Annotated in this window: 13 protein-coding genes and 1 pseudogene; 3 read left to right on the top strand and 11 right to left on the bottom strand. The window is 38.4% G+C overall.

Annotation, left to right across the window (positions count from 1 at the left end; translation table 11 throughout):
* Positions 1 to 112 precede the first annotated feature (112 nt).
* The 11 genes and pseudogenes from LOS73_RS19205 to LOS73_RS19255 all read right to left on the bottom strand — a co-directional run bounded on the left by LOS73_RS19205 (position 113) and on the right by LOS73_RS19255 (position 9,583).
* Complete coding sequence (locus LOS73_RS19205) at positions 113 to 811, bottom strand: hypothetical protein (protein WP_033028852.1); 699 nt, start codon at positions 809 to 811, stop codon at positions 113 to 115.
* Between the two features lie 249 nt (positions 812 to 1,060).
* Positions 1,061 to 1,297 (bottom strand): annotated as a pseudogene (locus tag LOS73_RS19210) (tyrosine-type recombinase/integrase); the annotation flags it as partial.
* A gap of 132 nt (positions 1,298 to 1,429) precedes the next feature.
* Entirely contained in the window at positions 1,430 to 1,798 is a 369-nt protein-coding gene (locus LOS73_RS19215; RefSeq protein ID WP_033028851.1) for an eCIS core domain-containing protein, read from the bottom strand.
* A 72-nt stretch (positions 1,799 to 1,870) separates the two neighbouring features.
* Entirely contained in the window at positions 1,871 to 2,353 is a 483-nt protein-coding gene (locus LOS73_RS19220; RefSeq protein WP_007377706.1) for a hypothetical protein, read from the bottom strand.
* Between the two features lie 28 nt (positions 2,354 to 2,381).
* Positions 2,382 to 2,876, bottom strand: coding sequence for a hypothetical protein (locus LOS73_RS19225; protein WP_033028850.1), 495 nt, complete (start codon positions 2,874 to 2,876; stop codon positions 2,382 to 2,384).
* A 62-nt stretch (positions 2,877 to 2,938) separates the two neighbouring features.
* Positions 2,939 to 5,173 carry a hypothetical protein gene (locus LOS73_RS19230; RefSeq protein ID WP_457934155.1) on the bottom strand — a complete coding sequence of 745 codons (2,235 nt, stop codon included), beginning with the start codon at positions 5,171 to 5,173 and terminating at the stop codon, positions 2,939 to 2,941.
* A gap of 111 nt (positions 5,174 to 5,284) precedes the next feature.
* Positions 5,285 to 5,911 carry a Pvc16 family protein gene (locus LOS73_RS19235; protein WP_007378999.1) on the bottom strand — a complete coding sequence of 209 codons (627 nt, stop codon included), beginning with the start codon at positions 5,909 to 5,911 and terminating at the stop codon, positions 5,285 to 5,287.
* Entirely contained in the window at positions 5,889 to 7,874 is a 1,986-nt protein-coding gene (locus LOS73_RS19240; RefSeq protein ID WP_457934156.1) for an ATP-binding protein, read from the bottom strand. The genes LOS73_RS19235 and LOS73_RS19240 overlap by 23 nt, the downstream gene beginning before the upstream one ends.
* A gap of 1 nt (position 7,875) precedes the next feature.
* The gene (locus tag LOS73_RS19245) at positions 7,876 to 8,307 is read right to left on the bottom strand and encodes a glycoside hydrolase family protein (protein ID WP_007378997.1); all 432 of its coding nucleotides are present in this window, start codon (positions 8,305 to 8,307) and stop codon (positions 7,876 to 7,878) included.
* 2 nt (positions 8,308 to 8,309) lie between these two features.
* The gene (locus tag LOS73_RS19250) at positions 8,310 to 8,852 is read right to left on the bottom strand and encodes a UpxY family transcription antiterminator (protein ID WP_008137321.1); all 543 of its coding nucleotides are present in this window, start codon (positions 8,850 to 8,852) and stop codon (positions 8,310 to 8,312) included.
* Positions 8,853 to 9,016: 164 nt separating this feature from the next.
* The gene (locus LOS73_RS19255; protein ID WP_232224826.1) at positions 9,017 to 9,583 is read right to left on the bottom strand and encodes an RNA polymerase sigma factor; all 567 of its coding nucleotides are present in this window, start codon (positions 9,581 to 9,583) and stop codon (positions 9,017 to 9,019) included.
* Between the two features lie 1,203 nt (positions 9,584 to 10,786).
* Here LOS73_RS19255 and LOS73_RS19260 point away from each other — a divergent pair.
* The 3 genes from LOS73_RS19260 to LOS73_RS19270 all read left to right on the top strand — a co-directional run bounded on the left by LOS73_RS19260 (position 10,787) and on the right by LOS73_RS19270 (position 12,646).
* On the top strand, positions 10,787 to 11,062 hold the full coding sequence (locus tag LOS73_RS19260; RefSeq protein ID WP_457934157.1) for an ISAs1 family transposase: 276 nt from the start codon (positions 10,787 to 10,789) through the stop codon (positions 11,060 to 11,062).
* The gene (locus tag LOS73_RS19265; protein ID WP_457934976.1) at positions 11,052 to 11,621 is read left to right on the top strand and encodes an ISAs1 family transposase; all 570 of its coding nucleotides are present in this window, start codon (positions 11,052 to 11,054) and stop codon (positions 11,619 to 11,621) included. The genes LOS73_RS19260 and LOS73_RS19265 overlap by 11 nt, the downstream gene beginning before the upstream one ends.
* Positions 11,622 to 11,809: 188 nt before the next feature.
* The gene (locus LOS73_RS19270; protein ID WP_457934158.1) at positions 11,810 to 12,646 is read left to right on the top strand and encodes a mechanosensitive ion channel family protein; all 837 of its coding nucleotides are present in this window, start codon (positions 11,810 to 11,812) and stop codon (positions 12,644 to 12,646) included.
* Positions 12,647 to 13,010: the final 364 nt, after the last annotated feature.

Consider the following 13,010-nt stretch of genomic DNA (forward strand, 5'->3'; position numbering starts at 1 on the left):
TCATGTCATGAAGCAAGTGATTTGACCCCTTTTTTTGCTTTCTTTAAACATTTTAACTTAAAATAAATCGTTTTTTCACTACAGCCCAAAAATGGCGTGCTATTTACATAATTTAAAATGAAGCAGCTCCTTCTTTTTCTTTTTCCTTTGCCAAATCAAAACCATATTTAGCTGTATCATTGTATATCTCATCATCAACTGAACGACCATACTTCTTAAGTAATTCTTCGGTGTATTGTGAATAATACCAATTTCCAGAATCGGCTTTAGTCGTTGCTTTTTGATGCCCTTCCCTTCCCTTATAATATGTTTGGAGATCTTTGCGTAAACCCGTTGTTTTTACCCATGGATCAATAATTGTTTGTTCCTCAGGTTTTGCTTTATCTTCATTATCATAGGCAACAGCATAAGCATGGTGTGCATCATATTCTAAACTCACATTATCGGCTTTAGTAGTTCTCAGTGCTTCACTGTAAGCGAGTGCAGCAAATTGATTGCAATTAGCAGCCTTTATGTCAACTGCTAATGTTGCGCGTTTGGCTAAATTAGTGCGATTCTCCCAGCTTCCAGCATGATCTTTATCAATTAAATAATGAATCAGTGCCACGCCTGCATAAGATTTGCCATTTGAAGCAATCACTTCTTTAGTACGATTACCTGAGTTCGGTATCATTGCCCGAGCATAAGAACTGATCGTATTTGCTTCATCTGTAAATTTTTTTAGTTGTAATAAAGCAGTTTTTTTCTGAACAACCGAATTTGTAACTACTCGACTTTTATTTTCTTTTGGCTTCTCTAATTGTGCATACATATCTCAACCCTTTTTAAATTGGCTTTATTTACTGTTATAGGCTGTTTTTAGTTGCCTATAACAATCCCAGATACACCACACAGTGGTGGATGTGGCGTTTATTCTGACTATCTCATTATCATTTCTGGACTTTTAACACCTATTTTGGCTGTTAAAAGTCCACTTTTTTAAACTTCATCTACTTCCCATTAGCGGTGGCTCTTTAATACCCGCATGGGCTGTTAAAGCGCCACTCTTTTGGTCATCTATTCACAACCCGTCAATCTCATCCAGCGGTGAACTTATCCCCTCAAAACCTTTCGTGGTTATGTGCGTATAAATCTCGGTCGTTTTAGAGCTAGAATGCCCTAGCAATGCTTGGATATATCTCAAGTCAGTACCTCTTTCTAATAGGTGTGTAGCGAACGAATGCCGCAAAGTATGCAGCGATGCTTTTTTGTGGATTTTTGAACTCTGTAATGCTCGATAAAAAATTTTTCTTAGGCTGGTAGCTGAGAGAGATAAGGGGTCAAGTCACTTGCTTCATAACACTTGAGAGAGATAAGGGGTCAAGTCACTTGCTTCATAACACTTAACTTAAAACAAAGCTTGTCAATTCGACATGACGCTCTAACTTAGTCACATACTCTCTGCTCTTGCCCCTATCACATCGGCTTCATGTTCTAATTTTGGATCATCATTCACCGCTTGCCCTGCAAACTGGGTAGTGGCTTGTACGCGACCTTGCATTTGCTGGCCAATGTGAGCAAGCTCATGCCCTAAATGGCGGTCTTGCCCCGGGCTGATGTGTACTTCTCTGCCTTGGGCATAGGCGTGGGCATTAAGTTGCGCGGGCTTGGATGAGTTGGTATGCACAGCAACGTGGCTTAAATCGACGCCCATCATGCTGCCTACGTTGTCTTTTAAACGCGTTTCTCGGCTTATTGCTTGGCGTTGTACGGGGAGCGTGTCGTGTTCTTGCTGCTTTTGACTAAGTGACTGGTACATAAAAATTCCAAGGTATAATAATAGGTTAAATGAAGCTGCCGTATATAAGATGTCAATGAATAAAAAGCAGCATTAATGCATTTTAATAATGTAACGAATCGGTTGAATGGGGTTATCCACCAACGGTGCCAAACTAGGAGTACCGTTTAGGCCATCGCAGGCTAAAAAGCCGTCGGGGATTTGTGCGCCGCAGTAGAGTAAAATACAGCCAATTGGCACGCTAACTTGTTGGGTATTTGCGTTAGCCGCACTGTAGTTTGATGTTTCATAAACTCGGCTGGTTGGTGTTGTGGCGCTTGATGAAGGGGCACCGAGTAGCTGCCCCTCTACAATTAAATCGCCTTGAATACACACACTTTGTTGAAAAACTGCATTGTTATGATGGTGTTCTTGCAGTAAAAAGGTCAGTACTTGCCCCGCTGCAGATGACTTCTTCGTAATGCCATCATCACTTTGAATAAACGCTGCATCTAAAAACTCGGCAAACTGCGCCTGGGTTGGTTTTGCACCTGTAATGAAGTAGTGTTTTAGCTTTTCTCGAAAGGTCGTAAACATGGCTTAGTTGTACCGTATAATTACGTGATTACGCAATTACACGCTCTTGCCATATATCGTTGGAGAGGTTGAATATACTGTGTTTTTGTACTAAATCATTTTCAACTAATTTAAGTACAACAACGGCAACATCGCCTAAATATCGTTTTAAAGCAGGGTCTAGGTCGTACGTTTTAAAACCAGCCCCATCATCAAAAATGGTGATTGGATAAATACCGCGATCAGAACCATTTTTAACCAAAAAGTAATCCCCCGTGTAAAACTCTGTTGCGCCAAACATGGCAGGCTCAACCGGGGTCACTGGAAAGTCATCACTAGCGGCGACTACACGACCAGCATAGCCAAGCACATCTGCAATATCTTCTACCCTGTGTAAGTCAGTTGTTTGCATACCTAAATATTGGTTCATATCAGCACGAACCTGATAAATAACACTATTTAATAAGTTTAGGCTTCTAGCTTTATTACTATCACGAGCACTCAGTTCTTCAAGTTTTTGGATCACGTTTACAAAATTATTCATAGGGTTTTCCTTTTAGAGGGAGGGGGTGTTTGAATTGATGACTAAATTAATAACTGGTTGCCTTAGAGAAAGAATTTGCCAGTTGAGTCATAGGAATAAAAAATGTCATTTACTTTGTATAAATCATAATAAGCATGTGAGCTGTTGAGCAATATTGTAAGGCTGGAGTTATCTGCAAATTTAAGAATAACTTGGCTGTTTGTCCCCCAAGTTCCACTAAAGTCCTGCACCCTAAAATAGGTGACTTTTTCATCAATTATAGCTGTCAATGTAGTGTCATCTGTAAGATCTAAAAAATGAATGGAATTTGCGTCAATAGTAAAGTCAGTAGTGTGTACTTGAGGGTTAATATTAAGCATTTGGTTTTGAAGCTGTTGCCCAAGCGAAGTTAAGTTTTGCTTTAATAAAGCACTATCAATAACCTTATCAACTCTGCCATTAGCGAGATCATTAGCTGAAGCGAAATTTACACTGAAGCGGTTTTTACTCTGTATAAGCCCATCACCAACAGTCACTAAACTGGCTGTCATTTTCCATTGATACTCAAAATCAGCATCATTATCGTAAATAGCCCTAAGCATAAATGCTTGATCTTTATAAATGTCACCTTGAGTTATGATCACCGCATCGCCGTGAACCATGTCAACAGGTTCATAGCGGACTACAGACTGTAAAGAAAATGAGCTTGATAGTTCATTTACTTGCCATATGCGGTTTTCACTCTTATTCGTTTGGGCGTTCAATAACACCAAATCACCATCAACAAGCATATAACCATCAATTTCACTAGGAACGTTATCAATATCGATGTTTTGTGTTGTCTCAACACATGCAATCAGCAGCGGCAACAAATTGGGGCATGTAAGCGCTTCTACTTTTTGATTTAACCAGCCACCGTGTTGTGCGGTAGTCAGCTTGCTTGTATCACCCATTTGAATATCTGCAAACGTTGCAATGGGTAAACTAGTAGTTTGAATATTAGATAACCTAGCCCCATCACCAATAAATTCACCTGCTTCAATGCGCGAATCCGTCACCGTTCCCGCTTGGGTTAAGTCAACTTGCGAAGGGAGATCAATCTGAGGTAAGTTTATAAGGCCAGATCCATCACCAATAAATTCACCTGCTTCAATGCGCGAATCCGTCATCGTTCCCGCTTGGGTTAAGTCAATTTGCGAAGGGAGATCAATCTGAGGTAAGTTTATAAGGCCAGATCCATCACCAATAAATTCACCTGCTTCAATGCGCGAATCCGTCACCGTTCCCGCTTGGGTTAAGTCAATTTGCGAAGGGAGATCAATCTGAGGTAAGTTTATAAGGCCAGATCCATCACCAATAAATTCACCTGCTTCAATGCGCGAATCCGTCACCGTTCCCGCTTGGGTTAAGTCAATTTGCGAAGGGAGATCAATCTGAGGTAAGTTTATAAGGCCAGATCCATCACCAATAAATTCACCTGCTTTTATGCTTGAATCCGTCACCGTTCCCGCTTGGGTTAAGTCAATTTGCGAAGGGAGATCAATCTGAGGTAAGTTTATAAGGCCTGACCCATCACCAATAAATTCACCTGCTTTTACACTTGAATCAGTGACTAAGCCACTCTGCGTTAAATCTATTTGAGGCGGTAAATGATTGTTGGCAATATTCGTGATTTGTGCGCCATCACCAATTAATTCACCCGCTTTTACACTTGAATCGATGACCAATCCACTCTGCGTTAAATCTATTTGAGGCGGTAAATGATTGTTGGCAATATTGCTTATTTTTGCCCCATCACCAATAAATTCACCTGCTTTTACACTTGAATCGGTGACCAATCCACTCTGCGTTAAATCTATTTGAGGCGGTAAATGATTGTTGGCTATATTGCTTATTTTTGCCCCATCACCAATTAATTCATCCGCTTTTACACTTGAATCGGTGACCAATCCACTCTGCGTTAAATCTATTTGAGGCGGTAAATGATTGTTGGCAATATTCGTGATTTGTGCGCCATCACCAATTAATTCACCCGCTTTTACACTTGAATCGGTGACCAACCCACTCTGCGTTAAATCTATTTTCGACGGTAAATGATTGTTGGCAATATTCGTGATTTGTGCGCCATTAGCTATAACCTCTTTCACTTTAAGCGATGAATTTTCTCCAATTTGAGTTAAATCTATCTGCTCTGGTAAACGATCATTATTGATACTGCTTGTTGCCGTATCAATTAGATCCCCAAATTCTTGTTGAGTAGGGATATCACCACGCTGAAAGTAGCTTTTTAATCGTTCATTGAGTTCTGAAGTACTCATAATATTCCTCTGTAATCTAATAAATAAATGATGATTTCAGCCGCTGAGCTGAATGCTCAACAACTGCCGATTAAATTATGGGATCTGTTAGGTAAAATAATTGAGGTTAAATTAAGCTTTGTTATCTAAGAGTTTATTAATTTCTTTTACTATTGGCAGTTGTACTGGCTCAAATACTGGCATAGGCAAAGAGAGCGTATAGAGAATGGTTGCTTTAGGCGTACTCCCGAGTGCCTGCCATACTTGCCCTGTTACTTTTTCACTGTACTCATTACCGAATATTTGGCTGCGGATACCATAAGGTGATATATCAATTTGTTGTGCGAGTAGTAACTCTTCAGGTAGAAAATCGTACCGTCCTATACCTGCAATTAAATAGCCCATGATCAAATGCTCTATCGCAGCGCTTTGCTGTGGGTTTTTACTCCAAACGGTTAGCATATAAGTCAATGACACAAATTTAGGCTCAATGAATCGTGTACGGTGAGTTTGCGTAAAATTTATTTGCGTACGAGGTGGCTCACTTTGACGACGCTGAATATCTTCAGTTATACCAACTAAATAACAATTTATTGCGGGGTCGCTGCCTAAACCAGTAGTAAATTCATTATCTGGCGCTTGAAAGCTCAATACAATAGAAGTATCTACTACATCATCGTTATTATTGAGCGATAAAACTTTGTCTTTAATAAACGAATCAAGTGCCTGTTGTACTTTATAAATTAAGGTTGCGTCCATTGTGCCCTCCCGTTAACCACGTTGATAAAGATTGCTGGGTCATAAAGCCGGCATGTTGTTTTGAGAGTTCTCTATGTAATGCATTGGCAATCTCGGCTCGACTAATCAACTTTTTGTCAGCGATCAAACTTTGCAACAATGCCATTTCGCAGATATTGATTATTTGCGCAGCACTGAGCTCAAACAATGCTGCAAGTTGGCCAATGCCTTGGCATAAATCACTATCTGCATTGGTGCTTAAATTACGCTGCCAAATATCAACGCGCTGCTGTTTATCAGGTAAAGTAAACTCAATTACCCCTTGAAAGCGACGTAAAAATGCCTCATCAAGGTTACTTTTAAAGTTAGTACTTAGTAACAACAAGCCCGTGTAGTGTTCCATACGCTGAAGTAGGTAACTTACGCCCATATTGGCGTTTTTATCATGGCTTGACTCTACCTCGCTGCGTTTTGCAAAAATCGCATCTGCTTCGTCAAACATGAGTACCGCATTATATTTCTGAGCTGAATCAAATAGCTTAGCTAAGTGCTTTTCAGTTTCACCTATCCATTTACTGGCAATATTGGCCAAATTAACTATGTACAGTGGTAGTTGCAATTCACCTGCAATGGCTTCTGCGGCCATAGATTTACCAGTGCCTGGTTTACCCCAAAATAGCGCTTTACATCCTTGATTAAAACTAGGTAGACGCTGTTGTAATGAAGCTTCAAAATTAATTCTGGCGATTAACTCCTGCAATTGCACCGTAATTTTGTCATTCAATATCATGTCGTCGAGGGTAAAGCGCGCTTGACACAATTTAGCTAGTTCATCGCAGTGTTGACTTTGCGCTGAAAAACACAGCGCTTGCAATGTTTCCCAGTAATCTTGTTCATCACTTTTATCTGCCTTAGCATTGTTTGCTAGCTGCTTCATATGAGGTAACGCTACGGGATATTTAGCCACCAACTGCTGAGCTTGGGCTTTATCTAAATGCGTATGTTGCTCGCTATTACATAACGACAACCAAGCCTCTTTTAATTGTGACAAATTTGGTACTTGTACTTTAATTTTTAATGATTGCGTAAATACCTCGTCAAACAAGGGGCTAGCTGTTGTTGTTATTAACGCCAATTTTGTACATTGCTCAACTAGAGTATTTAATTGAATTAAGTTGTGCTGTAACAAGCTACCAATTTCGGGCCAATACAATAATACTGGTTGCGTTTGAGCTATGAGCTGTAAGCAGGCAAATTCATGCGCTAAATGAGATATGTTGAAACCATTGTTTGGCTCTGCTACATAGTGTGCCAACGTGGTATCGCACCGTAATGCCAACTGCTGAGTATACCAGGCGGTTATTTCATCATTTTCACTGTCGATAATAAGTAATGATTGAGCTGCAACCTCTTCTGGTAAACTAAAACAACTATCAAATACTGGGTCCTGCGCCGTGTCTACTAAAGTAAAGAAACTAAGGTAATCACAGCTTGTAGTACCACATTGCAAAAATTCATGTAAATAAGGGGCAATATTCACTGCGCTTTGTAAACCTATACTCTCATTTGTTAGGTATATTAACCCCCATTTAAACAATGCTGATTTAGGGCCAAATTCTGCTATGGTGTTGTATTTATTTAAAGATTCGTCCACTAATGTTACTAACTTATCTAAACTCAATGTTGGCCCTTGCTCAAACCAACTTAATCCTAAAAATGGGGCTATTACGTCTGGATCTTGAACTTGAATATAAACAAGTGCTAGCAACTTAGTTTCAGAATGAGACAACGAAAATAAATCAGTAAGATGGTTAAACCGTGGCATAAAAATTAGTTTATTTAACTGCTCATGTAGCTCTTTAACAGTATCACTTAGATGTTCATCTTGTGCTTTTAGCGCACTACCAAACTGATAGAGATGATAAGCAACTCGCCGCTCTTGCTCTGAATGAGGCACTTGTAATTGAGGTATAATGGCACTCATATCACTCTCCTAGAGCCATTTTTTGTGCCAGCTCATCAGCTCTCACTCCAACCTGCTTAGCCCATCTAGAGTCAAGCATTTCAGCCGCTGCTAAAGGGTAATTTTTATCTTCCAGTGCCCTGAGCATATTTTTAAACTTACATAGCCCTGCAACCCCAAGATTAAACGCCATATCTAGCAAAATAATCTTTTTAGTTTCATTCAATAATTTGAAAACGCGAATATGCACTGCAACCTGTGCTATAACATTATTAATGTCATTGTTTAATAGGTAATCTACCTCATCCAATGACAAACCTTTATCTTCTAAGTTACGGCCAATACCGATCGTTAATTTTCCTTCGGTACATCTATATGGTTTTAATGATAACCCCTCATAACGCAATAATTGGGCTTTCAGCGTTTGTATATTTGTTTCACTTAGATACGCCATAATTAAACCTCAACAATCGGTTTCAATAGCATTTCAGGTAAAGTTAGCATCATACTTTGCGCTAATCCCTCGACTTCAATTGCGACTAATTGTTGATTACGTCGCTCAACCAGAATACCGCAATACCCTTGTAAACTACCGCTAACAATTTCCACTTTAGTTCCTACTAGCAAACGATTAGACAGCACTTCAACCACTTTACCTGTAGATATAAAACGTTGAATTTTTTTCATTTCTTGCTGAGAAATCACAGCTGGTAGATTATTAAATTTAATATATGAAACGAAACCTGGTAGGCGTTTTAACTGTTGAAATTCATTACCGTCAATATAAACAAATACGTATGATTTAAATAACGGTACGCTTACCACTTTGGTTCGGTCACTCCATTGGCGGGCCTGATCTATTAAAGGCAAAAATGCTTCACAATCACTTTGCAAAAGATTGACCTGTACAGCAAATTTTTTCTCACTATTGGCTTTGGTATAAACCACAAACCACTGCCTTTCATTTTTCATATTAATGCTCCAGCCAAGCTCCGCCACATCAATCCCAGCTAAGGTGATGCGAATGTTCGATTTAAATTTGGGTATCTTGGTCAGATACCCCGTTATTTGAATAACGGGGTATTCATCTGTTTGTGAAAAAGATTTTTTAAATTATTTTGTGGTTACAAGCCAAGAAAAACCGATGACCTGAACATGAGGGCTTATACATACTGTAATGCACTTAGTTTCTTACGAGCCAATTGCACACGCTTTCTTGCATTTTCTTGGCTAATTTGTAATTGGTTTGCTATTTCTGAGTACTCCATTTCATAAATAAATTTATACTGGATCACTTGCTTTAAATCATTAGGCAAATCATTAATGGCATCCATCAACTTCTGATATAGGTGAATACGTTCATACTCACTTTCCAATGTTTGTGACTGGCTCTCCGTAAAATAAAACTGTGTTGAGGAGCTGTTGGCTTGTTTCACTAAATCGCTTTCTTTACTATTTAAGCGATGTATATCCATACAGATGTTATGGGCTATCCGACAAAGCCAAGCAAACATGTTTTCTATTTGAGAGCTGTCTTGTATATAAACTTTAAGCGCTTTTTCACACGCTTGTGCCATGGCGTCTTCAACTCGATCTTGGTCGCTATATAACCATTTATAGCAACAAGCCCGCACTCGTTTTTCATAATCTGACCAAATAACCCAAAACTTTAGGTGGGGATTAGTTTCAAGCTGAACGCTTGAATGGGAACTCCTTGATAAAAACATCATCTCTCCGCTTTAAATTGAATTTACGAAGCGATGACGTAGAACCAAGAGTTATGTGAACAAAAATAAAACAAAAGAAAAACAAAAAAATAACAATATGTAGTTATTTATCATTAATCGGTGTTTTTCTTACTTGTCTGTATTTAAGGAAATAATAGTATTACTTTTTTGATTCGTGTCTATTACAAAGCATTACAACAAAAAAGCGCCAATATATTGCAAGGTAGAGGAGTGATAAAAACTAATAATCGCTTTTATTACTGTATGTAGTTTTAATTATTAGAATAGCGTTATAAATTAAAGTCTGTGAACTTAAACCTCATCAAATAAAACTGCACTGACAAAAAATTAGCAGTTCTAGTCTCAATAGGACGGTTCAATACCTTCTAACTTATAAGTAGTTGTTTTGTTATTTCCGACTTATAAAATATGGGTTAAATGGAACTTATGAAGTAAAGGGAAAGTACTTAGTGAAATAAATTTAATGCTTGATAAGTATTCTAATTCTATATTGCGCGTACTTAAATAAAAGCCGGGAATACGTATCTAGCAGCTTGTCTTATCGATTAAAACCACAATACCCATCTTCACTTGAAATGCGTGCTTCACACTAAATTATCTATAGGATCTGGACTATTCCACCACGGTACATCTAATTTACTCTCGATAAAATACAAGCAAAGGCATTATTGATGTTAAATAGCCTTTAATACCAACTGACATAAGTACCGGTACAATTTAACGAATTCCCCTTCCAATAGCGTTGTTATAATTTTTATTTAAAACAACTAGATATAAAAAATATTACCTAGTCTTTAAGTATTAAAATTTATTTAACCTAGGGCTGCACATGTTTGGTATTTATACTGCTTTATTGCCTATTGATGGGGGTAACCGCACAACATAGGCTAACCCTTACCTAAAAGATAAACAGACTCTAGTTATAGTGCAATTTACCTATCGTTAAATAGACCTCATATCTAAATAACCTGAACTCTGGATAATAAATTTATCTCAAGCAGTTGTTTTCAGCGCTAACTGCGTTTAATTTACTGAAATCTCTAGCTAGAGAGAAATAAACTTAAATATCACTGTAGTTCAATATGTTAGTAAACCTCTTAACCAGAGATCAAATCAGGGCAAGATCACGAACTTTACCTTGACTTAAAAGTATGATCTTATACTCCTTTTTTAAGGAGCATCCCCATGTCTAACATTCAGCTATTTAAATATTTCGAATCAATCGACGACCCTCGCCAACAAGGTAAAGTTGTTCATAAACTATTTGATATCATATTCTTAGCTGTTAGCGCTGTTGTTTCAGGCTGTCAGGGCTGGGAAGAGATTGAAGATTTTGGTCATGATAGACTAGATTGGCTCAGAAAATATGTTCTTCTTGAACAAGGGATCCCTCGCCATGACACAATTGCTCGTGTAATGAGCCGTATTGACATGACGCAATTCCAAAAAAATAGTTGGTAAAGAAGCCGATTACTTACTTGCGGTAAAAGCAAACCATAAAAGGCTACTGTCACAAATAGAAGATGTGTTATTACCTGAGGTAGCACGACAAGCATCTGATGGGCTCTTGTTTAACGAAGCCGATTATCAAAAAAATAGAGAAGAATTTAGGTGCTGTGCAGTGAGCCATAACGTGAGCGGTTTATCAGAAACGATACACTGGGAAGGTGTAAAAACAGTGGGTGTTATTGTTTCTTATAGAAAAGAAAAAGGTAAATTAAGCAATGAGTTATGCTATAGATACTATATTAGTTCAGCGAATTTAACAGCGGAAGAACTCGCGAGAGGAGCACGACAACATTGGCAAATAGAAAATGGATTACATTGGCGTTTAGATGTAGGATTTAAAGAAGATGAGTGTCGAATTAGGCGCGAAGGTGCAGCACCTGTATTTGCGGGGCTGAGACACATCGCATTTAATCAGCTAAAAGCAGAAAAAAGTTTTAGTAAAGGCATGCCCGCAAAACAGAAAAAAGCTATGCGCAGTACAGCCTACCTTGAAACGGTACTGAACGCATAGACTTTTTTCATGCTCTTGCCCTGGAGATCAAATAGAGTAGGTTGGTTTAACCATTGAAAATTACTGATAAAAACGAATACTCCTTAGCATTAATTTGCTAAAGGGTTTTTATTTGCGTTAAATTAGCCCATTGGCAAAATAAATCAATAAACTGGTCGTGTTTATCAACTTTAAACCATTAGGAATTTATGACTAAAGATATATTACTGCATCCGTTTCTTCTCTCACTAATAATGTTAACAATTGCATTTGTGCTTAAGATACTTGTCGATAAGTTAGCAAAAAGTCGCGCTGAGAAAAAAGAAAAAGATATTCGCTACATCGCGCATAATATTAAGCACTTTATTAACTTTGTAATGGTGATATCACTTCTCTTTGTGTGGTCTACAGAGATTCAAAACTTTGCACTTTCTATTGCCGCCTTTGCTGTGGCGATTGTACTTGCAACGCGTGAATTTATTCAGTGTGTAATAGGCTTTTTTTACCTAGTAACAACACGCCCGTTTAGAGTGGGTGATTGGATACAAGTTGGTGATTACTTTGGTGAAGTTGCTGAAACCGATTGGATTAAAACGACCATGCATGAAATTGATATACATACTCATCAATTTTCGAGAAAAACCATATACATACCAAACAATAAGCTAATTACCAGCTCGATTAAAAACTTAAACTTTGTAAAACGCTTTGTTACACACCATTTTATTATTGTCCGAAGAGAGAGCTTTAACCCGTACCCTATTCACGACACATTGACCGAACAGGCTAAGCTGTACTGCGAAGAGTTTCAAGAAGTAGCAAGCCGCTATAATTCGATGATTGAGCGTAAACTTGATGCAAAAATATCTGGCCCAGAGCCTGTAATTCACTTTGGTACAACCGATTTAGGTGAGTTTAAAGCAAGCTTTACCTTGTTTTGTCCTACAGAAAAAGCGCTTGAGATAGAGCACAAATTAACAGAGTGCTTTTTTGCGTTATGGTATAAAGAGGCTGAAAAAACTAAAGGGGATGAGGGAGAAGTATAAACCTCACCTACACAGAGTAAGCAGGCAAATTGTAGGTGCGAATTTATTTCGCGCTCTATTTCTGAGCCTATATTTAAAAAGCGAGGTGTAAAACCTCACCTACACAGAGTAAAAATACAAATCGTAGGTGCGAATTTATTTCGCGCTCTATTTCTGAGCCTATATTTAAAAAGCGAGGTGTAAAACCTCACCCACCCAGAGTAAGCATGCAAATTGTAGGTGCGAATTTATTTCGCGCTCTATTTCTGAGCCTATATTTAAAAAGCGAGGTGTAAAACCTCACCTACCCAGAGTAAGCAGGCAAATTGTAGGTGCGAATTTATTTCGCGCTCTATTGCGTGAGCGTATATTTAAAAAGCGAGGT

It is taken from the genome of Pseudoalteromonas sp. SCSIO 43210, from assembly GCF_054133285.1.

What these genes read in the sequence shown, in the direction of transcription:
- LOS73_RS19205 (WP_033028852.1), bottom strand. Translation starts at nt 811, where the DNA reads ATGTATGCACAATTAGAGAAGCCAAAAGAAAATAAAAGTCGAGTAGTT.
- LOS73_RS19215 (WP_033028851.1), bottom strand. Translation starts at nt 1,798, where the DNA reads ATGTACCAGTCACTTAGTCAAAAGCAGCAAGAACACGACACGCTCCCC.
- LOS73_RS19220 (WP_007377706.1), bottom strand. Translation starts at nt 2,353, where the DNA reads ATGTTTACGACCTTTCGAGAAAAGCTAAAACACTACTTCATTACAGGT.
- LOS73_RS19225 (WP_033028850.1), bottom strand. Translation starts at nt 2,876, where the DNA reads ATGAATAATTTTGTAAACGTGATCCAAAAACTTGAAGAACTGAGTGCT.
- LOS73_RS19230 (WP_457934155.1), bottom strand. Translation starts at nt 5,173, where the DNA reads ATGAGTACTTCAGAACTCAATGAACGATTAAAAAGCTACTTTCAGCGT.
- LOS73_RS19235 (WP_007378999.1), bottom strand. Translation starts at nt 5,911, where the DNA reads ATGGACGCAACCTTAATTTATAAAGTACAACAGGCACTTGATTCGTTT.
- LOS73_RS19240 (WP_457934156.1), bottom strand. Translation starts at nt 7,874, where the DNA reads ATGAGTGCCATTATACCTCAATTACAAGTGCCTCATTCAGAGCAAGAG.
- LOS73_RS19245 (WP_007378997.1), bottom strand. Translation starts at nt 8,307, where the DNA reads ATGGCGTATCTAAGTGAAACAAATATACAAACGCTGAAAGCCCAATTA.
- LOS73_RS19255 (WP_232224826.1), bottom strand. Translation starts at nt 9,583, where the DNA reads ATGATGTTTTTATCAAGGAGTTCCCATTCAAGCGTTCAGCTTGAAACT.
- LOS73_RS19260 (WP_457934157.1), top strand. Translation starts at nt 10,787, where the DNA reads ATGTCTAACATTCAGCTATTTAAATATTTCGAATCAATCGACGACCCT.
- LOS73_RS19270 (WP_457934158.1), top strand. Translation starts at nt 11,810, where the DNA reads ATGACTAAAGATATATTACTGCATCCGTTTCTTCTCTCACTAATAATG.